The organism is Serratia sp. UGAL515B_01, assembly GCF_033095805.1.
Taxonomy (GTDB): domain Bacteria; phylum Pseudomonadota; class Gammaproteobacteria; order Enterobacterales; family Enterobacteriaceae; genus Chania.
In genome coordinates this window covers 2,704,798-2,726,721 of sequence record NZ_CP109901.1, presented here as the reverse complement: position 1 = coordinate 2,726,721, position 21,924 = coordinate 2,704,798, and the positions used below count along the sequence as shown (strand labels likewise).

The 21,924-nt window shown below is 50.4% G+C and carries 13 protein-coding genes and 3 tRNA genes; 12 read left to right on the top strand and 4 right to left on the bottom strand.

Translation table 11 applies throughout. The annotated features are described in order from the left end of the window. The first annotated feature begins 10 nt into the window (after positions 1-10). The 11 genes from ptsP to recD all read left to right on the top strand — a co-directional run bounded on the left by ptsP (position 11) and on the right by recD (position 18,356). On the top strand, positions 11-2,257 hold the full coding sequence (ptsP, locus tag OK023_RS12215) for a phosphoenolpyruvate--protein phosphotransferase (RefSeq protein ID WP_317692987.1): 2,247 nt from the start codon (positions 11-13) through the stop codon (positions 2,255-2,257). Between the two features lie 168 nt (positions 2,258-2,425). Next, entirely contained in the window at positions 2,426-3,295 is an 870-nt protein-coding gene (gene lgt / locus OK023_RS12210) for a prolipoprotein diacylglyceryl transferase (RefSeq protein ID WP_317692986.1), read from the top strand. Positions 3,296-3,301: 6 nt separating this feature from the next. Continuing rightward, entirely contained in the window at positions 3,302-4,096 is a 795-nt protein-coding gene (gene thyA, locus OK023_RS12205; RefSeq protein WP_317692985.1) for a thymidylate synthase, read from the top strand. Positions 4,097-4,381: 285 nt separating this feature from the next. Further along, entirely contained in the window at positions 4,382-4,885 is a 504-nt protein-coding gene (locus OK023_RS12200) for a prepilin peptidase-dependent protein (RefSeq protein ID WP_317692984.1), read from the top strand. A 13-nt stretch (positions 4,886-4,898) separates the two neighbouring features. After that, positions 4,899-5,513, top strand: a complete 615-nt coding sequence (locus OK023_RS12195; protein ID WP_317692982.1) for a prepilin peptidase-dependent protein — start codon at positions 4,899-4,901, stop codon at positions 5,511-5,513. Next, entirely contained in the window at positions 5,486-5,962 is a 477-nt protein-coding gene (locus tag OK023_RS12190; RefSeq protein WP_411569357.1) for a YgdB family protein, read from the top strand. The genes OK023_RS12195 and OK023_RS12190 overlap by 28 nt, the downstream gene beginning before the upstream one ends. Next, positions 5,952-6,308 (top strand): prepilin-type N-terminal cleavage/methylation domain-containing protein, encoded by a 357-nt coding sequence (locus tag OK023_RS12185; RefSeq protein ID WP_317692980.1) that lies wholly within the window; start codon positions 5,952-5,954, stop codon positions 6,306-6,308. The genes OK023_RS12190 and OK023_RS12185 overlap by 11 nt, the downstream gene beginning before the upstream one ends. 29 nt (positions 6,309-6,337) lie before the next feature. Next, a complete protein-coding gene (recC, locus tag OK023_RS12180) occupies positions 6,338-9,709 on the top strand; it encodes an exodeoxyribonuclease V subunit gamma (RefSeq protein ID WP_317692979.1) in 3,372 nt (1,123 codons plus the stop codon). Positions 9,710-10,072: 363 nt separating this feature from the next. Further along, positions 10,073-12,964 (top strand): pitrilysin, encoded by a 2,892-nt coding sequence (ptrA, locus tag OK023_RS12175; RefSeq protein WP_317692978.1) that lies wholly within the window; start codon positions 10,073-10,075, stop codon positions 12,962-12,964. Continuing rightward, a complete protein-coding gene (gene recB, locus OK023_RS12170) occupies positions 12,961-16,512 on the top strand; it encodes an exodeoxyribonuclease V subunit beta (protein WP_317692977.1) in 3,552 nt (1,183 codons plus the stop codon). The genes ptrA and recB overlap by 4 nt, the downstream gene beginning before the upstream one ends. Beyond that, positions 16,509-18,356, top strand: coding sequence for an exodeoxyribonuclease V subunit alpha (gene recD / locus OK023_RS12165; RefSeq protein WP_317692976.1), 1,848 nt, complete (start codon positions 16,509-16,511; stop codon positions 18,354-18,356). Before recB ends, recD begins: the two co-directional genes overlap by 4 nt. 46 nt (positions 18,357-18,402) lie before the next feature. Here recD and argA read toward each other — a convergent pair whose 3' ends face one another. Beyond that, complete coding sequence (gene argA, locus OK023_RS12160; protein ID WP_317692975.1) at positions 18,403-19,728, bottom strand: amino-acid N-acetyltransferase; 1,326 nt, start codon at positions 19,726-19,728, stop codon at positions 18,403-18,405. Between the two features lie 371 nt (positions 19,729-20,099). Here argA and amiC point away from each other — a divergent pair, with 371 nt between their 5' ends. After that, positions 20,100-21,350, top strand: a complete 1,251-nt coding sequence (gene amiC, locus OK023_RS12155; protein WP_317692974.1) for an N-acetylmuramoyl-L-alanine amidase AmiC — start codon at positions 20,100-20,102, stop codon at positions 21,348-21,350. 95 nt (positions 21,351-21,445) lie between these two features. Here the strand turns inward: amiC and OK023_RS12150 are convergent. From OK023_RS12150 to OK023_RS12140, 3 genes are all read right to left on the bottom strand, one after another. After that, positions 21,446-21,522, bottom strand: a tRNA-Met gene (locus tag OK023_RS12150). A gap of 64 nt (positions 21,523-21,586) precedes the next feature. Continuing rightward, positions 21,587-21,663: transfer RNA gene (locus OK023_RS12145), tRNA-Met, on the bottom strand. 58 nt (positions 21,664-21,721) lie between these two features. Continuing rightward, positions 21,722-21,798, bottom strand: a tRNA-Met gene (locus tag OK023_RS12140). Between the last annotated feature and the right edge of the window lie 126 nt (positions 21,799-21,924).

Below are 21,924 nucleotides of genomic sequence, written 5' to 3'. Positions count from 1 at the left end.
TAAACGGATTATGCTCACGCGTTTGCGAGAAATTGTTGAGAAAGTGGCCGCTACAGCTAGTCTTTCAGAAGCCTTGGATCTTTTGGTCAATGAAACCTGTTTAGCGATGGGCACAGAAGTCTGTTCCATTTATCTAGCAGACAATGATCGTCGTTGTTACTACCTAATGGCGACGCGTGGCTTGAAGAAACCACGGGGTAAAACTATTGCGCTGGCTTTTGACGAAGGCGTTGTCGGTTTAGTGGGGCGCAGAGCAGAGCCAATCAACCTGGCTGACGTGCAAAAGCACCCCAGCTTCAAATATATTCCGCAGGTAAAAGAAGACCGTTTCCGCGCCTTCCTTGGCGTGCCGATTATCCACCGTAGACAGCTACTTGGTGTATTGGTCGTACAGCAACATGAGCTGCGCCAGTTCGATGAGAGCGAAGAGTCTTTTATGGTTACCCTGGCTACGCAACTGGCCGGTATCCTCTCTTTATCTCAGCTGAATGCCCTTTTTGGTCAGTATCGCCAAACTCGAATTCGAGCACTGGCGGCTTCCCCTGGAGTCGCGGTTGCACAGGGTTGGCAGGATTGTAGCCAACCCTCGCTTGAGCAGGTGTACAAAGCTTCTACGTTGGATACCGTCAGTGAACGCGAACGGCTCACTCAAGCATTGGAAGAAGCAGGGGCGGAGTTCCGTCGTTTCAGCAAACGATTTGCTGCCAGTTCACAAAAAGAGAGCGCTGCGATTTTTGATCTCTATTCCCATCTGCTCAACGATGCACGCCTCAAGCGTGAGCTTTATGCGGAAATAGATGCTGGCTCGGTGGCAGAATGGGCAGTAAAACAGGTGATTGAAGCTTTTTCAGCCCAGTTTGCCTCTTTGAAAGATACTTATATGCGCGAGCGGGCCAGCGATCTGCGCGCGCTTGGTCAACGCTTGTTATTCCATCTTGATGATACTACGCAAGGGGCAACACAATGGCCTGCGCGTTTTATTCTGGTCGCCGATGAGTTGACGGCGACCCTGTTGGCTGAAGTACCGCAGGATCGTCTGGCTGGCGTCGTGGTAAGGGATGGTGCCGCCAACTCTCATGCCGCGATCCTGGTGCGTGCAATGGGCGTTCCGACGGTTATGGGGGCGGATATTCAGCCCGCTCTGCTGGCTCAGCGGATGCTGATCGTCGACGGTTATCGTGGCGAATTGCTGGTGGACCCAGAACCGGTTCTGGTGCAGGAATATCAACGCCTGATCAGCGAAGAACTTGAGCTGAGCAAACTGGCAGAGGATGATGTTGAGCAACCCGCACAGTTGAAAACCGGAGAACGGATCCAAGTGATGCTAAATGCTGGGTTGAGTCCTGAGCATGAGCAGTTACTCGGTGGGCGAGTTGACGGGGTTGGTTTGTACCGCACAGAGATCCCGTTCATGCTGCAAAGTGGTTTTCCGTCTGAAGAGGAGCAGGTAGCGCAATATCAGGGTATGTTGCAGCTTCATCCGCAAAAGCCGGTAACGCTGCGTACGCTGGATATTGGTTCAGATAAGCAGTTGCCTTACATGCCGATCAGTGAAGAAAACCCCTGTCTCGGTTGGCGTGGGATTCGTATTACGCTTGACCAGCCAGAAATTTTTCTGATCCAGGTTCGTGCCATGTTGCGTGCCAATGCGGGAACCGGCAATCTGGGGATCTTGCTGCCAATGATCACCAGCCTGGAGGAGATTGATGAGGCTAAGCGCCTGATCGATCGTGCTGGTCGGGAAGTCGAGGAGATGCTGGGATATGAAATTCCCAAGCCCAGGGTCGGCATCATGTTAGAAGTGCCTTCGATGATCTTTCTGATCCCGCATTTGGCAACGCGTATCGATTTTATCTCTGTGGGTACTAACGATTTAACCCAATATCTGCTGGCAGTAGATCGCAATAATACCCGCGTAGCTTCGCTTTACGACAGCCTGCATCCGGCCATGTTACAAGTACTCAAGTTGATTATCGTGCAAAGTACAGTTGCTGGATTACAGGTTGGTGTGTGTGGTGAACTGGCCGGAGACCCGATGGGAGCAGTGCTGTTAGTAGGGATGGGGTACCGTAATCTGAGCATGAATGGTCGTAGCGTAGCGCGTATTAAGTACCTATTGAGACATATAGAGCTTGCTGACGCGCAAACTCTTGCTCAACGGGTGCTGAGTGCTCAGATGACCACGGAGGTGCGTCATCTAATGGCGGCATTTATGGAACGCCGTGGCATGGGGGGATTGATTCGTGGCGGACGATGATCAGACCTACTTTTTACAGAACTTTTCCCAGTTGGCAAGCTTGGACGCGGGCAAGCCTATGCTATGATGCGCAACCTCGATGCGGTGTTCGCGTTTATGGGTTTTGCACAGCGTTTGGCACCTGCCGCCCCCTAATGGGGAAGAATAACAGACATGTTGTGGTGATAGATGAGTAGCTATCTGGCGTTTCCTGAATTTGATCCGGTAATTTTTTCTATCGGTCCAGTCTCTTTACACTGGTACGGCTTGATGTATCTGGTTGGCTTTGTGTTTGCCATGTGGCTTGCGGTACGCCGCGCCAACCAACCGGGAAGTGGTTGGACCAAAGATGAAGTTGAAAATCTGCTTTATGCGGGTTTCCTCGGGGTATTTGTTGGTGGTCGTGTCGGTTACGTGCTGTTCTACAACCTGCCGCTGTTCCTTGATAACCCGCTCTACCTGTTCAAGGTTTGGGATGGCGGTATGTCGTTCCATGGTGGACTGGTCGGTGTGATCCTCGTGATGTTGTGGTTTGCCCAGCGTACTAAGCGCACTTTCTTCCAGGTTTCTGATTTTATGGCTCCCCTCATTCCATTTGGTTTGGGCGCCGGGCGTTTGGGTAATTTTATCAACGGTGAACTTTGGGGGCGAGTGACTACTGATACCCCTTGGGCGATGCTGTTCCCTGGTTCACGTACAGAAGATATTGCTCTCGCAGCAGCAGACCCCAAACTGCTGCCGTTGCTGAATCAATATGGTGTGCTACCGCGCCACCCTTCGCAACTGTATGAAATGGTGCTGGAAGGCATCGTGTTGTTTATTATCTTGAATCTGTTTATCCGCAAGCCACGCCCGACGGGGGCTGTATCTGGCCTGTTCCTGATTGGCTACGGTGCATTTAGGATTATCGTAGAGGCATTCCGTCAGCCGGATGCTCAGCTTGGCCTGTTTGAAGGCCTTGTCAGCATGGGGCAAATCCTGTCTGTACCAATGGTAATAGCCGGTATTATGATGATGTTTTGGGCGTACCGTCGTCGTCCACAGCAACAGTTATCGTGAGGAAAAATGAAACAGTATCTGGATTTGATGAAGAAAGTGCTCGCCGAGGGAACCCCAAAAGCCGACCGTACTGGCACCGGCACATTGTCGATTTTCGGCCACCAGATGCGTTTCAATTTGCAGGAAGGTTTCCCGCTGGTAACCACTAAAAAATGTCATCTTCGTTCGATTATTCATGAACTGTTGTGGTTCCTGAATGGCGATACTAATGTGGCCTACCTGCGTGAAAATAACGTCACTATCTGGGATGAATGGGCCAATGAAAATGGCGATCTGGGTCCAGTTTACGGTAAGCAATGGCGATCATGGGGAGCCGCAGATGGTCGTCAGATCGACCAGTTAAGCTCTGTGTTGCAACAGCTGAAACAGGACCCAAACTCACGTCGGATCATAGTATCGGCCTGGAATGTAGGGGAGTTGGATAAAATGGCGCTGGCACCGTGCCACGCTTTTTTCCAGTTTTACGTGGCTGAGGGCAAGCTTTCATGCCAACTGTATCAACGCTCGTGCGACGTATTCCTTGGTTTACCATTCAATATTGCCAGCTATGCCTTGTTGGTACATATGATGGCGCAGCAGTGTGATCTTGGCGTGGGTGATTTCGTCTGGACGGGTGGAGATACTCATCTTTACAGCAATCATATGGAACAGACACAGTTGCAATTAACACGTGAACCGCGCCCGCTGCCAACGCTTGTGATTAAACGCAAACCGGAATCGTTGTTCGATTACCGTTTTGAAGATTTTGAGATTGAAGGCTACGATCCACATCCGCCAATTAAGGCACCTGTAGCAATCTGATTTATTGTTGTATTGGGCTGTGTCCCTCTGACCGCAGTACCGTCGTCGACCCAAAAACTCGCCAGCGGTGCTCGCGTACAGTTAAAGGGGCACCGCCTAGGTAAGTTAAGACTCAGCGTCCGCTGGGTTTTTGGTTCTTTGCTCCTTCCTCGTTAGTGCCAACAATGCGCTGCCGCTCGCAATTTATCTTGCTGGATTACTCTGTGGGATAAGTTTTTGCTCGCTATTTTCCAATCTTAATAAAAGCGACTCACACCATCTTGTTCAGCGAATTACACTCATCCGATGAACAAGCATCGAGATAACCCCGATTGCCAGCAAGGTCTGACGCTGATCGAGTTATTGGTTGTGATCCTGCTGGCCTGCATGTTGACGTCCTGGGGGGTTGGCCAATGGCATCAATACCAGCAGGCACTGCGGTTAGAGCAAACGGCGCAGCAATTGCTGGCATTCCTGACGCGCCTACAGGCAGATGCCAACTGGCGCAATCGCAATGCCTTGCTGTGGTTTCGGCCAGGAAAAGACTGGTGCGTAGGAAGTGGTGTTCCAATCACATCCTGTAGCGTTCAGGAAAACTGGGTGTTTAAGCCTGAGTATCATGATGTGGCGTTGCGTGATTACACTCAAAAAGAGATGGGATTCTATGGCGTGCGTAACAATGCTCAGGCAGGGAGTATTCTGCTGGGAAATCAGGCGGGTCAGATACGTTTAGTGCTGTCCGCGAAGGGCCGTTTACGATTGTGTAGCCAAGGGACAGTGATTAGGAGTATTGCCTTATGCCAACCTTAGGCGGTATGACGTTATGTGCTTAAATCAACGCTCTTGTCGCTCAGATGGAATAGAGAGAAACCGCCTGGAACGAGGTTTTACTCTACCCGAAGTACTGCTGGCGATGACTTTTGGCAGTCTGATTGCGCTGGCAGCGGCAAAGTTCATGCCTATTTTACGTCAGCAAACCGTGGATATGGGCCGCTATTACCGCTTGGAGTTGGTTCTGCGCCAGTTGGCATTCGCTATTGAAAAGGATCTGCACCGTGCCGGTTTTTGTGCTGGTCAATGCCAGGGAACAGCCATGCTGATCGCGGGTGCTGTGGGTGAATCCTCCGATAGCTGCGTGATCGTTGCTTATGACCTTAATCTGAACGGGCGTTGGGAAATGGCTGGTGAAGCAGAATATTTTGGCTACCGTTTGCGCGCAGGAGCCTTAGAGGGGCAGCGTGGCGTCACTCACTGCCGTGGTACCGGCTGGGAACGACTACTCGACCAGGAAGAAGTGAGAATTGAGTCTTTTTCTGTCAGCCATCAGCCACAAAGCAATGGAAAATCTCTGGTGACGTTCCGTTTAAGCGGGCGTTCAACGGTACAACAGAATATACAGCGGAGTCTGGAATGGGCGGTGAGTATCGAAACGCCATAAACAGGCGAAAACAACAGGGCGGAAGTACATTGGTTGTCGTTATGATGCTGCTGGTTGTGGGGTTGATGATGCTTACTGCCCAGCATCGGCAATTAGACAGCGCATTACTACTGGCAGCCGATCAGCAACGTTATCTGCGTGCTTACAATCAGGCGGCTTCAGCATTGAGCTGGGGGCTGGCACAGTCGTGGCCTCGTACTTCTTTGCAAACTCGCCACTGGCACTGCCAAGAGTGGCAGGATGAAGCTCTACTCGCTTGTGTCAAGCGTTTGGGACTTGGTGGTGTTGTGATGGTGCGTGGTGCCGGGCAAATCCCTGGTGCAGAGCCACTGTGGTTATATCAACTGGCTACAGAATTTGGTGGTGAAGGCGGTATTAATCTGAAAGCTCAGAAAGGGGGTTGGTTAGATTTTTGTCCGGCAAAGAGAGAAAGCGATTGTGTCGAATAACCAGGCTAAGCGATGCCATCAACAAGGTTTTAGTTTACTGGAAGTATTGATCGCTGCACTGTTGTTCGCTGTGTCATTGCTGGGGCTGTTGCACTATCATCAGGTTTTATTGCAGTCTTTCCAACGGCAATGGCAATATCAGCAGGCATGGTCTCTGGCGCACCTGCAGTTGGAAATGCTTGATGCCAATTTACAAAAGCCAGGCGATAGCTCGGCATTGCCGCTAGGTTGGCGCAGCGAAGTTGATACCCTGATGGCCCTACAGTCTTGCCTTCGGTACGCCGTAATAATAGAAACGCCGCTGCAGCAACGGGCTGAACTCAGCCGATGGTATTGTAGTCGGTAACGTGCACTTTTTCGGTTTAAAGGAGCCTCATGTTTACGGTTTACCATTCCAATCAGTTGGATTTGTTAAAAACGCTGACGAGTGCGTTAATAGCCAGAGAGCCCTTGGCCGATCCATTCCAGCAAGAGGTCGTGCTGGTACAGAGCCCTGGTATGGCGCAATGGCTACAGATGCAACTGGCCGATCAATTTGGTATTGCCGCCAATATCCTGTTCCCATTGCCAGCGACATTTATCTGGGAGATGTTTACCAGGGTATTACCGGGGATACCTAAAGAAAGTGCCTTCAGCAAAGACGCTATGACCTGGAAGTTGATGTGGTTGTTGCCAGAGATGCTGGTACAGCCTGAGTTTGCTCCTTTGCAGCATTACCTGCGTGATGATGGTGACAAGCGTAAGATCCACCAGCTTGCTGGACGGGTTGCTGATCTTTTTGACCAATACCTCGTTTACCGTCCACAGTGGCTTGAAAGCTGGCAACGAGGGGAACAGCTTGAGGGATTGGCGGAGGCCCAGGTTTGGCAGGCTCCTTTATGGCAACGATTAGTAGCGTATACCCATGAGCTTGGTCAACCGGAATGGCACCGGGCCAATTTATATCAGCATTTTATCAACACGCTGGGAAGTACCACTCAATGCCCCTCCGGTTTACCTACACGGGTATTTATCTGCGGAATTTCCGCTTTGCCGCCTGTCTATTTGGATGCCTTACAGGCACTTGGCAAGCATATTGATATTCATCTGATGTTCACCAACCCTTGCCGTTACTACTGGGGAGACATTCAGGACTATGCTTTTCTGGCACGATTACAGAGCCGCAAACGTCGTCATTATCATCTGGCTCGCGAGCAGGGATTATTCCGCAAACCGGAGCAGGCTGCCGCTTTGTTTGATGCGGAGGGGGAACAACAGTTGAGTAATCCACTGTTGGCTTCATGGGGTAAGTTAGGGCGTGATCATTTGTACCTGCTGTCTCAGATGGAAGCGGTACAGGAAGTCGATGCATTTGTGGATATTCCGGCAGATAACTTGCTGCATGCTATCCAACACGACATGCTGGAGCTGGAGGATCATGCGGTTATCGGTACAACGCCAGCAACGTTGGAACGCAGTGACAATAAACGTCGCCTTGATCCTCTTGATCGCTCACTCAGTTTTCATGCTTGTCATAGCCCGCAGCGCGAGGTTGAAGTGTTGCATGATCGGTTGCTTTCCATGCTGGCTGAAGACGCACAACTGACAACACGCGATATTATTGTCATGGTCGCCGATATCGACAGTTATACCCCCTATATCCAGGCTGTTTTTGGTAATGCGCCAACTGCGCGTTATCTGCCCTTTGCTATTTCTGATCGTAAAGCTCGTCAGGCACATCCTGCATTGCAGGCATTTATCTCTTTGCTGGATTTACCACAAAGCCGCTTCACTTCAGAGCAGGTTTTGGCATTGTTGGATGTGCCAGCGCTGGCGGCTCGTTTCTCTATTCAGGAGGAAGGATTGACGTTGCTACGGCGCTGGACTGGGGAATCAGGGGTGCGTTGGGGGCTGGATGATGAAAACGTACGCGAGCTTGATCTGCCAGCAACAGGCCAGCACACCTGGCGATTTGGTATTACTCGTATGTTACTCGGGTATGCAATGGACAGTAACGCCGGCGAGTGGCAGGGGGTATTGCCCTACGATGAATCGAGTGGTCTGGTAGCCGAACTGGCTGGTCAGTTGGCCGATTTGTTGGCGCAACTCAGCCGTTGGCGGCAAATATTGAGCCAGGATCGTCCTGTGACCGAATGGTTGCCGCTGTGTCGTCAATTGTTGGAAACCTTCTTTAAGGCAGACGGAGAAACAGAAGAAGCGTTAGCACTGATAGAAGATCTGTGGCAGAGAGTTAACAGCTTTGGTCTGGAGGCCCGTTATCCAAATGCGGTGCCATTGACGTTGCTGCGCGATGAACTGGCAGCTCGGCTCGATCAGCAACGTATCAGCCAGCGTTTTCTTGCTGGTCAAATCAACTTCTGTACTCTGATGCCTATGCGTTCCATCCCGTTCAAGGTAGTGTGTTTGTTAGGGATGAACGACGGAGTATATCCACGAACTCTGCCACCGCTTGGTTTTGACCTGATGGCCCAGCAGATTAAACGGGGCGATCGTAGTCGTCGCGATGATGACCGCTACCTGTTTCTGGAAGCTATTCTTTCTGCCCAACAGCGGCTGTATATCAGTTTTATCGGTCGTTCTATTCAGGATAACAGTGAGCGTTATCCCTCAGTGCTGGTCACTGAATTGCTGGAATACCTAGAGCAGAGTTATTGTTTGCCTGGTGATGAAGAACTTGATGCAGATAGCAGTGCACGAAGGGTAGGTGAGCACTTGCTTAATCAGCATGCCCGTATGCCGTTTGCAGCTGAAAACTTCCTGCCAGCAACAGAGGAACAGAGCTATGCTGCGGAATGGTTACCTGCCGCAGATGGTCGCGGAGCCGTTCATCTTTCATTTAATCAACCGTTAGCCGTAGAAGAGAAAACAGAGGTTTCTCTAGATGAATTGTTGCGTTTTTATCGTCATCCGATCCGTGCTTTTTTTCAGCTTCGTCTCGGGGTTAACTTTATTCTAGAGGAAACTGAACTGCCTGAAGAGGAGCCTTTTACGCTTGATAATCTCAGACGTTATCAGTTGAGCAACCAATTACTGAATACGTTGATTGAGGGAGAGGATGCTACGCGATTATATCAGCGGGTGCGTGCATCCGGTGAATTACCCTACGGTGCTTTTGGTGAAATTTTTTGGCAAAAACAACAGCAAGAAATGGCTGAACTGGCTGAGTTGGTGCGCGAGCAACGCCAGGAGAATGGTAGTTTGGAGCTGGATATTCATGTCGCAGATATGCACATTACCGGCTGGTTGCATCAGGTCCAGCAGGATGGGTTGCTGCGTTGGCGCCCAGCCATACTCTCAGCCGTAGACGGTATTTCGCTTTGGTTGGAACATGTGGTGTATTGCTGTGCAGGGGGGCAGGGAGAAAGCCGCATATATGGTCGCAATAACTCAGTATGGCGTTATGCCAAGCTTTCTTCTGAAGAAGCTTATGAACAGTTAGCTGAATTGATTGCCGGATACCGTCGCGGTTTGTCACAACCGTTGATGTTGCTGAATAAAAGCGGTTGGTCATGGTTGAGCCAGTGTTATCAGACGGAAACGCAGCAAATTGATTGGGATGACGCTGTGCAGGCCAAGGCGCGTGCCAAACTGTTGCAAACCTGGCAAGGGGATCAGCGGGTACCGGGGGAGGGAGCCGATCCCTATGTACAGCGCGTTTTACGGCAGATGGATAATACATACCTTGAGCAAATTCTAAATGAAACCGAACGTTATCTGTTACCGTTGGCACGCCATAACCTTGGGTAACGTTTCTTTGTAGTGTTGTTTTATTCAGGGATGATAAAAATAAGCTGCTTCATACTCAACCATTCCGGCTATCCCCGGTCATATATCTCGTACAGATATCTATCCGCTGTTTTCAATCTGTAGCTAGGTGGTTAGCTTGAAATACGTCGTAGATACGTAGAGTTGAGTGTTTATCACCGTAAGATAAGCAAGCGCAGCATATAATTTTACGGGTATGACTTCTACTACGTTGCTATGTACAGAGTATTAGGCGGTCCCCCTCCGTAGTCCAAACCCAACGGACATCAATACGGTAATTAAGGGGCCCAGCCTAGACTTCAGGTATTAACCTGACAGTAAAAGAAAAAGGGGTTTATTTTGGATATGCGTAGATGGCTGGCCCGCATGACCGGGTTTGCGTTATTAATTATGTTTTGGGTTCCGTTAAGCTTCGCTTCGCAAGGATGGCAACCGTTGGCGGAAAAAATCAACAAAAGCGAACGTGACCCACGTCAGTATCAGGCAATCACGTTAACGAATGGAATGACCGTGTTGCTGGTTTCCGATGCAAAAGCGCCCAAGTCATTGGCTGCGTTGGCGTTGCCTGTTGGTTCGTTGGAAAATCCTGACAGCCAACTTGGCTTGGCCCATTACCTTGAACATATGGTGCTGATGGGCTCAAAGCGTTACCCAGAACCCGAAAGCTTCGCTGAGTTTCTGAAAAAACACGGCGGCAGCCATAACGCTAGCACCGCTTCTTACCGCACAGCTTATTATTTGGAAGTGGAGAATAATGCATTTGACTCGGCAGTCGATCGCCTTGCTGATGCTATTGCAGAACCTATTCTGGACCCCGACAATGCCGATCGTGAACGTAATGCGGTCAATGCCGAATTAACCATGGCACGCTCCCGTGATGTCATGCGTATGGCACAGGTTGGATCAGAAACGCTCAATCCTGCCCACCCTAGTGCCCGTTTTTCTGGGGGTAATCTTGAGACATTGAAAGATAAGCCTGGCAGCAAACTTCATGATGAATTGACGGGTTTTTATCAGCGCTATTATTCCGCCAATCTGATGGTAGGTGTGTTGTATGGCAACCAGTCGTTGCCTGACCTAGCCGCGCTTGCGGCCAAAACCTTTGGTCGTATACCTAATCGCGACGCTAAAGTACCACCGATAACTGTACCTGCGGTCACACCCGAACAACAGGGCATCATTATTCATTACGTACCAGCCCAGCCGACGAAACAGCTGAAAGTTGAATTCCGGATTGATAATAACAGCGCCGAATTTCGTAGCAAAACAGATACCTTTATCAGTTATCTGATTGGTAACCGCAGTAAGAATACGCTTTCGGACTGGTTGCAACAGCAAGGGTTGGCTGATGCCATTAGCGCGGGTGCCGATCCGATGGTAGATCGTAACGGGGGCGTATTCGTTATTAGCGTTTCATTGACCGATAAAGGACTGGCAGAAAGAGATCGAGTGGTTGCAGCCATCTTCAGCTATTTACAAATGCTACGTACAGAAGGGGTTAAGCAAAGTTACTTTGATGAGATTGCTCGCGTTCTGAATTTGGGTTTTCGTTATCCAGCGATTACGCGCAACATGAACTACATTGAGTGGTTAGTGGATACTATGCTGCGGGTGCCGGTTCAGCACACGCTTGATGCCTCTTATCTTGCAGACCGCTATGATCCGAAGGCCATTTCGCAGCGTCTGGCGCAGATGACACCGCAAAATGCACGGATTTGGTTTATCAGCCCTAATGAACCGCATAATAAAACGGCTTATTTTGTTGATGCTCTCTATCAGGTAGAGAAAATCACCTCGGAGCGCTTTGATAAATGGCAGCGGTTAGGTCAAGGCATTACGCTTTCTTTACCTGTGCCGAATCCCTATATTCCCGATGACTTTAACCTCAATAAGTCCTCACGTGAACTCAGCAAACCGGAAATAGTGGTAAATCAACCTGGGTTGAGGGTGTTATATATGCCGAGCCGCTATTTTTCTGATGAGCCTAAAGCCGATGTTAAGGTGGCTTTCCGTAACGCTAAAACCCTTGATTCTGCGCGTAATCAGGTTCTTTTTTCTTTAATGGATTACCTGGCGGGGATCTCACTCGATCAGTTGGGATATCAGGCTTCGGTTGGGGGGCTTAACTTTTCAACTTCTTCTAACAACGGTCTGATGTTCAGTGCCAATGGCTTTACGCAGCGCTTACCGCAGTTGTTGACTTCGCTGATTGAAGGATACTCCAGTTTTACTTCAACTGAAGAACAATTTGAGCAAGCCAAATCATGGTATCTGGAGCAGTTGGATGCTGCGGAGAAAGGTAAGGCTTATGAATTGGCGATCCAGCCGGTGCGGGGGCTTTCCCCTGTGCCTTATTCAGAACGCAGTGAACGTCGTGAGGTGCTGAAAACCCTGACGCTGAAAGATGTTCTGGCTTACCGCGATAGCTTGATAGTTGGGGCCACGCCAGAGTTATTGGTAGTGGGAAATATGAGCAAGCAACAGGTCGAATCACTGGCATCTTCTTTGAAGCATAGTGTGGGTTGTACCGGCGTTGACTGGTGGCATGGTGAAAATGTGGTGATCGCGAAAAACCAATTTGCCAACCTGCAGCGCCCTGGTAGCAGTACTGACTCTGCGTTGGCGGCAGTGTACGTACCTATTGGTTATGATGAAATTACCAGCATGGCGTACAGCTCTTTGTTGGGGCAGATCATTCAGCCCTGGTTCTACAGCCAACTGCGCACGCAAGAACAGCTTGGTTATGCGGTGTTCGCTTTTGCAGAGCCTGTTGGCCGCCAGTGGGGTATCGCTTTCCTGTTACAAAGCAATAGCAAACAGCCAGCTTATCTTTACCAACGCTATCAAGATTTTTACCAGAATACTGAAAAGCGTCTGCGTGAGATAAGTGACTCAGATTTTACCCAGTACAAACAGGCAATGATCAATCAGCTAAAACAGCGTCCTCAAACACTGAGAGAGGAAGCTGGCCGTTTCAGCAACGATTTTGATCGTGGCAATTTTGCCTTTGATACCCGGGAGAAGCTGATTGCTCAAGTAGAGGCGCTGACGCCAAGCAAACTGGCAGATTACTTCCATCACGCGGTAATACAACCACAAGGGTTAGCCGTATTATCCCAGGTGAGCGGTAACAACCAAGAGAAAGCAGACTTCGCGACACCGGGTGAAGGCTGGGTAACTTATCCTAATGCATCTTCGCTGCAAAAAACGCTGCCACGTGAAGTCGCTATGCCATGACTGGGTGCATTCCTCAACGGCTAGAACCATTGGCATTGCCGCTGTTTGGTGAACGGTTGATTGAAGCCTCGGCGGGGACGGGTAAAACCTTTACCATCGGGGCACTTTACCTGCGTTTGCTGCTAGGTTTGGGTCAGGCTGCTGCTTTTCCACGGCCGCTGACGGTGGAAGAAATTCTGGTGGTGACTTTTACCGAGGCCGCCACCGAGGAACTGCGTGGGCGTATTCGCAGCAATATCCATGCGTTACGTATTGCTTGCGTACGTGGCTGTAGTAAAGATCCGCTGTTCGCTGCTTTGATAGCGGAAATTGATGATTTGTCTGAGGCCGCAGCGCAATTATTGGCTGCGGAGAGACAGATGGATGAAGCGGCTATCTACACGATTCACGGCTTCTGTCAGCGCATGCTCACACATAACGCATTCGAGTCCGGTATTCTGTTTGAGCAGACACTGGTACAAGATGAGTTGCCGCTGCGTCGTCAGGCCTGCGCGGATTTCTGGCGACGTCACTGTTACCCGTTGCCGATCGGTGTTGCCCGCGCTGTCAGTCAAGAGTGGGATGGCCCGGAAGCGTTGCTTAAAGATCTTTCTGGCTATCTGCACGGTGAATCGCCAGTTTTGCGTCAATCGCCAAAAGACGACGAAACTGTGTTGATGCGTCATGAGCAGATTGTTGCCCGCATTGACGACATTAAGGCGCAATGGCGTGAGGTAGCCAGTGAGCTAGAAGCGTTAGTGAGCCAGTCTGGTGTCGATAAGCGCAGCTATAGCAGCAAACACTTGCCCAACTGGCTTAACAAAGTCGCTGAGTGGGTAGCGCAGGAAACACAGGATTATCAGCTACCTAAAGAGCTGGAAAAGTTCCGCCAGTCGGCGTTACTTGAGAAAACCAAGAAAGGTGAAGCACCGCGTCACAGTCTGTTTGTGGCAATTGATGCGTTGTTCTCTGAACCGCTGACGCTACGTGATTTGATTATGGCGCGGGCACTAAGCGAAATTCGTCATTCCATTCAGCAAGAAAAACGGCAACGCGCCGAGTTGGGGTTTGACGACTTGCTCAGCAGGCTTGATGCTGCACTGCAAAGTGCTTCAGGTGAACAACTGGCTTTGGCTATTCGCCAGCGTTACCCGGTGGCAATGATCGATGAATTCCAAGACACCGACCCACAGCAGTATCGTATTTTCCAAAAACTTTATGTTGGTCGGTCAGAATGCGCATTACTACTGATTGGCGATCCTAAACAGGCCATTTACGCTTTCCGTGGCGCGGATATTTTTACCTATATGCGAGCGCGGTCAGAAGTAGACGCCCACTATACGTTGGAAACCAACTGGCGTTCATCCCCCGCGATGGTTAGCAGCGTAAACAGACTATTTACGCAGGTTGAAAAACCATTCCTGTTCAGCCAGATCCCTTTTGTCAATGTTGCGGCTGCCCCTAAGAATCAGGGGCTGGTTTTTGAGTTGTTCAATAAACCGCAACCGGCGATGAAATTCTGGCTGCAGCAAGGGGAAGGCGTTGGAGTCAGTGATTATCAACAACTGATGGCACGCCAGTGTGCCTCACAAATCCGTGATTGGCTCAGTGCTGGGCAGGCAGGTAAGGCATGGTTGGTTGCTGGAGAACAACGCTGTTCCGTACAAGCATCGAATATTACCATTCTCGTACGCAGTCGTGCTGAGGCTGCGTTGGTGCGAGATGCGCTTAGCGCTTTGGCTATCCCCTCGGTTTATCTTTCCAACCGCGACAGTGTCTTTGATACGCCAGAAGCCAAAGACGTGCTGTGGCTGCTTCAGGCTGTTTTGGCCCCAGAACAGGAGCGTACTTTACGCAGTGCAATGGCGACCAGCTTGCTGGGGCTGGATGCATTGACATTGGACGAGCTGAATCGTAATGAGCGAGCCTGGGATGCATTAGTCGATGAGTTTGATGCATATCGCACCCATTGGTTACGCCGTGGGGTCTTGCCGATGTTACGTGAAGTGATGTCCCGGCGGCATTTGGCAGAGGATCTGCTGGTCAGCCCCGGGGGGGAGCGCCGTTTGACGGATGTTATGCATCTGGGAGAGTTGTTACAAGAGGCTTCTGCTCAACTTGACGGTGAGCATGCTCTGGTACGCTGGTTGGCACAACAGATCGCACAGCCAAACCGTCAGGCGGATAACCAACAGTTGCGACTGGAGAACGATCGCCATCTGGTACAGGTGATTACCATCCACAAGTCGAAAGGGCTGGAGTTCGATCTGGTATGGTTGCCTTTTATCGGCAATTTCCGTCAGCAACAGCAAGGGATTTACCACGATCGCCAAACGTTCCAGGCGTTGTTGGATCTTAATGCCAACGAAGAAAGTATCGCCTTGGCAGAAGAGGAGCGATTGGCAGAAGATTTGCGTCTGCTGTATGTGGCACTGACTCGTTCGGTTTATCACTGTAGCATTGGTATTGCACCGCTGTTCCATGGGACGCGTAAAAAGCAGGGAGAGACCGATCTGCATCGGAGTGCGCTGGGATATCTGGTGCAAGCAGGCCAGGCGGGGGATGCTGTCTATCTGGAAGACTGTTTACGGCGCTTGGCAACGCAAGATATCGCGCTGTCGCTGGTGGATGCCCCTGATGAAGATGTCTGGCAACCATCACAGGTATCAACGGCTGCGCTGGCTGCTAAACAGTTCTCGCGGCAGATGCAGGATTTCTGGCGGGTAACCAGTTATACCGGCTTACAACAGCAGGGCTCAGGCAGTATGCAGGAGCTGTTACCGCGCTTGGATGTTGATGCGATTGGTGAGCAGGCGCAGGGTATGGTTCCTGCCCTAACACCCCATACGTTCCCACGTGGTGCTGCACCTGGGACTTTCCTGCATAGTCTGTTGGAAATGTTGGATTTTGCCAAGCCGATTGACGAACTTTGGTTGCAAGAACAGTTGCAAACGCAAGGGCTTGAAGAGCATTGGTTGCCAGTATTGCGCGACTGGATGCATGTGTTACTGAATACGCCGCTAAACGATAGTGGGGTAGCGCTTTGCGCTCTGTCAGCCGAGAGCAGGCAAGCCGAACTGCAGTTTTACCTTCCTATCAACGGCCTGTTACAGGCCAGTGAGCTTGATAAACTGATAAAGCGTTACGATCCTCTTTCTGCAATATGTCCGAAATTAGACTTTCAGCGAGTGCAGGGCATGCTGAAAGGATTTATCGATCTGGTATTCCGCTGGCAAGGGAAGTATTACCTGTTGGATTACAAGTCCAACTGGCTGGGGGAAGGCAGCAGTGCCTATACCCAACAGGCGATGGCACGTGCGATGGCCGAACATCGTTACGATCTGCAATATCAGCTTTATACCCTGGCGCTACATCGTTATCTGAAGCATCGGTTGGCTGATTATGATTACAGCCGTCATTTTGGTGGCGTAATTTATCTGTTTTTACGTGGTGTTGATGCTGAGCATGCCGGTAACGGTATTTTTGCTTGCCGTCCCGAAGAAGCGCTGGTCGATGGTATGGACCGTCTTTTCAGCGGCGAAACGGTAGAGGCGAGGAACGGGCAATGATTGATATTTTGGAGCAGGCACTGGCGCTGGGGATACTACGTCCATTAGATGTGCAGTTTGCTCAAGTGGCCGCAAGTAATGAACAGCCTGAAATCCTGTTGGCAGCTGCTTGTCTAAGTGCGGAGGCGAGGGCAGGTCATGTTTGTCTGCTGCTCGAACAGTTATTGCCGGAAAACCTGTTTCAGGGGCGTTATCCCGAGTTGGCAATGGCCGCATGGCAAGCTTGTGGGCAACTGGATCTTGCTGGTTGGCAGCGGCGTCTGATGGCAAGCCCTGCCGTGAGCGATGGCAGTATGGCAACACCGCTGGTACTGTGGCAGCAACGGTTATATTTACAACGGATGTGGCAGAGTGAGGGTGAAATTGCCGATTTCATCAGCAGCGGCAGCGTTCCCCACATGATTGACGAAGTGCAACTGCGTTCCATCCTCGACCAGCTTTTTGGTGAAGCGGTTGGTGAGACGGATTGGCAAAAAATTGCTGCTGCGGTTGCGGCAACTCGCCGTATCGCGGTGATCTCCGGTGGCCCCGGTACTGGTAAAACTACCACCGTGGCTAAACTGCTGGCAGCCTTAGTGCAGTTGGGGGAAGGAGAGCGCTTACGTATCCAGCTTGCAGCACCTACTGGCAAAGCAGCGGCACGCTTGACCGAGTCTCTGGGTACTGCCAGCCGCCAATTACCGTTAACGCCAGAGCAACGAGCACTGTTCCCCACCGAAGCCTCAACCTTGCACCGTTTGCTCGGTGCGCAGCCCAATAGCCAACGTATGCGCCACCACCGGGGTAATCCGTTACATTTGGATGTGCTGGTGGTCGATGAGGCTTCAATGGTGGATTTACCCATGATGGCACGTTTGATTGCCGCCTTACCGGCCAAGGCGCGGGTCATTTTTCTGGGCGATCGCGATCAGTTGGCTTCGGTGGAGGCAGGGGCTGTGTTGGGTGATATCTGCCGTTTTTCTGAACAAGGGTATAGTGAGGTGCGTGCGGCGCAACTGGCTCGTTTGACCGGTTACTCATTGCATGGGCAGGCGGTTGCAGCTGGTACAGCCGTGCGCGATAGCCTCTGCTTATTACGCAAAAGCTACCGGTTTGATGTGACCTCTGGAATTGGTCAATTGGCTTTGGCTGTTAATGCTGGTGACGGTAAATGCGCTATGGCGGTCTTGAAAGAGCGTTATGAGGATGTATCCTGGTATCCATTGGCTGAGACCGAAGATTACCAACAGCTGTTGGAAGCTTGTGTTGAAGGTTATCGTGACTATCTCGCTAAGGTCATTGAAGGTGCTGATGCGGTTACTGTACTGGCTGCATTCGGTCGTTTTCAAGTGCTATGTGCCCTGCGTGAAGGGCCATTTGGTGTTGCCGGGTTGAACGAGCGTATTGAAAATGCTTTACAGCGCGCAGCGTTGATCCGGCGTAACCCCGGCCCAGCCGGGCGCTGGTATTTAGGTCGCCCGGTCATGATTGGGCGCAACGACAGTGCGTTAGGATTGTTTAACGGCGACATTGGCATAGCTTTGCCAGACGAGGGGGGCGATCTGCGAGTGTATTTCCAATTACCTGATGGCAGCATTAAATCGGTGCAGCCTAGCCGTTTGCCAGCGCATGAAACCGCCTTGGCGATGACGGTACATAAATCTCAAGGCTCAGAATTTGAGCACACGGCGTTGGTGTTACCTAATCAGTTTCTCGCGGCGCTGACTCGTGAACTGGTTTATACCGCTATCACTCGGGCGCGCAAACGACTTTCACTTTACGCTACAGAGAAAGTGTTAATCAGCGCTATTCGTACCCCTACCCAGCGCCGCAGCGGGCTGGCAGAGCGTTTGCAGGTTAGTTGATATACAAAAAAATCATAAGCGCTGGCTGAAGCCAGCGTCTTGCCGACTACAAATCTGCCAACAGAATTTTTGAACGGCGTTGGTAGTTGTACAGTGCCTGTTTTTTCATCGGTAGCACTTCGACTTCTGCAGGTGAAAAACCTCGCTCTTGAAACCAGTGAATGCTACTGGTCGTCAATACGAACAGTTTCTGCAGCCCCATTTGGCGAGCTTGGCTTTCTACGCGCTGCAATAGCATTTCTCCGCGCGATGAACTGCGGTAATCAGGGTGAACAGCCACACAGGCCATCTCGCCAATCTTCTCTTCCGGGAACGGGTAGAGTGCTGCACAGGCAATGGTCAGGTTATCGCGCTCGATAATCGTGAACTTGTCGATTTCCATTTCCAGTTGTTCGCGCGAGCGGCGTACCAAAATACCTTGTTGCTCGAGGGGACTGATTAACTCGAGTATCCCACCGATATCGTTGATCGTCGCGCGGCGAACCTGCTCGGCGCTTTCCATAACGATCTGAGTACCGATACCATCACGCGAGAATAGCTCTTGTACTAAAGAGCCATCTTTCTGGTAGCTGAGCAGGTGGCTGCGGCGCACCCCGCTGCGGCACGCTTTTACTGCCCCACGTAGAAATCTCACTGTACCGGAATAGTAGTCGCCAGACTCTTCCAGTTGATCGATTCGTTTTTGTGCGTCGTTGGGGAACATTTCGGGAATGATATTGCCTTCCTCGTCAGTGACCCCTTGTGATGAGCAAAAACCAATCATCTTCTCTGCTTTCAGTTTGATCGCCAATTGGGTAGCAACCTCTTCCGAAGTTAGGTTAAAACTTTCACCAGTGACCGATACGGCCACCGGGCCAATCAGCACGATGGCATTGCTGTCTAACTGACGATGGATCGCTTCTTCATCGATGCGACGGATACGGCCGCTGTGGCAATAATCGATGCCTTCATCTACACCCAATGGTTGAGCAATAATAAAGTTGCCGCTAACCACGTTGATATGAGCACCTTGCAACGGGGTATTGTTCAGACTCATTGACAGCCGTGCGGTAATATCCAGCTGTAACAGCCCAGCAGCCTGTTTGACTAGCTCCAAGGTGGCGGCGTCGGTGACACGAGTATGCTTATGGTAAATTGGCTGGTACTTATGCAGTGCAATGTTGTTATCAATCTGTGGCCTTGCACCGTATACCACCACTAAACGGATACCCAGGCTGTGTAACAACCCGATATCGTTGACGATGTTGGAAAAATTCTCATGCTCGATGGCTTCACCACCCAACATGACGACAAATGTCTTGCCACGGTGGGCATTGATATAGGGAACTGAGTGACGGAATCCTTGGACCAGCTCTGTACTACGCTCCTTCACGGCATATCCTCTTTTGCATATTTATACGGTATTTATGTATTTTTATTCTTTTGTTGCTAAAAAGGCAAGCGGGAAGTGATGCTAATCTATTTGCTGAGAAGGTTATGCTGGTCATACTTCAAGTTACCTGGACGTTGACTGCGCGCGGTTACTCTGCCCGTCCATAGAGCTTGCCCTTCGGGAGCAGCACAGGCACTGTTCAAAAACGCATTGCGTTTTTGTCATGTAACTCGCGCTATTTCGAGTATAAATAATTAATAAATTGAAAAATCATAAAATGATTTTCTAATGACAGCGCCGTAGGGATTCGTTAAAGTTTTCCATTCTCATTTCTTTGGTGTTTTTATAATCTTTACCGTTGCTGGAGCTGCATGTCTAACGCCGATCACAATCTGGGGCGCCGCCGGTTTTTGCAAGGGGTAGCCGCAACCTGGTTGCTAAGTGTGAGCCGCGTCGGGTTCGCTGCGGCTTCCCATGTGATTGCCGTACGCGTTTGGCCCTCTTCAACCTATACCCGGGTAACGCTGGAATCCAATGTTCCACTCAAATACAAACAGTTTGCTCTGACTAATCCAGACCGCATTGTCGTCGATGTGGAAGGCGTTCAGCTCAACAGTGTGCTCAAAGGAATTGCCGGGAAGGTTCGTAAGGAAGACCCTTATCTGAAACAGGCTCGAGTCGGCCAGTTTGATAAAAATACCGTTAGGTTGGTACTGGAACTCAAGCAAGCGGTGAGTCCGAATATGTTTACCCTGAAGCCGGTTTCTGAATATCGCAACCGTTTGGTGGTGGATCTTTATCCTGCTAATAGGCAATCCGGTGAAGACTATGATCCATTATTGGCGTTATTAGAGGATTATAACCAAGGCGAGCTGGAGCGTTCGTTACCATCTGAAGTACCGCAGGCAGGTAAAGCGGGGCGCGATCGACCTATCGTTATCATGCTTGATCCTGGGCATGGAGGTGAAGACCCTGGCGCTATCGGTAAAAATAAAACGCGAGAAAAAGATATCGTATTGCAGATTGCTCGTCGTCTAAGCGCGCTCATAAAGCGTGAGCCAAACATGAAAGTCTTTATGACGCGTAATGAAGATGTGTTTATCCCGCTTAAAGTTCGTGTTGCCAAAGCGCGTAAGCAGCGGGCTGATTTGTTTGTCTCGATCCACGCTGATGCCTTTACCAGCCGTTCGGCAAGGGGCTCTTCTGTCTTTGCTCTGTCAACCAAGGGGGCAACCAGCAATGCTGCCAAGTTTCTGGCTCAGACCCAAAATGCTGCTGATGAAATTGGTGGGGTTAGCAGAAGTGGCGATCGCTATCTTGATCACACCATGTTTGATCTGCTTCAGACAGCAACAATTAATGACAGTCTGAAGTTTGGTAAGGAAGTGCTGAGCAGAATGGGTAAAATAAACCGTTTGCACAAAAATCTTGTCGATCAGGCAGGTTTTGCAGTGTTAAAGGCACCAGATATCCCATCAATTCTGGTAGAAACCGCATTTATTAGCAATATTGAAGAAGAACGAAAGCTGCGAACCAGCCATTTCCAGCAGCAGGTAGCCGAATCAATTCTAGCAGGGATTAAAGCCTATTTTGCCAATGGTGGAGCACAGGCACGTAGGTAAAACAGATTGTGATATAAGGAAGTGTTAAGGCAGCGACAGGGAATTTCAGATACAAAAAAACACCCGCTAAGGTGTTTATCTGTGTCTATCAAGTTTGGTTGCGGAGGCCGGATTTGAACCGACGACCTTCGGGTTATGAGCCCGACGAGCTACCAGGCTGCTCCACCCCGCGTCCGTCTTGATACTGGCATTATTGAGACTCCAACCTTGCATATGATACTGCTTATAGTATCGGTTGGTTGCGGAGGCCGGATTTGAACCGACGACCTTCGGGTTATGAGCCCGACGAGCTACCAGGCTGCTCCACCCCGCGTCCGTATAACACCTTTTATCGAATCCAACTTTTTATCTGATACTACTTTAGTATCGATTGGTTGCGGAGGCCGGATTTGAACCGACGACCTTCGGGTTATGAGCCCGACGAGCTACCAGGCTGCTCCACCCCGCGTCCGATGGAAGCGCACTATACTCTCCAACTACATTGTTGCAACCCCTTTTTGCAAATTATTCATCGAAAGCTATTTTTCTGCTGAATTAGTCCTCAATTTGTTCTCTTTTTCAGCGTCATCATCCC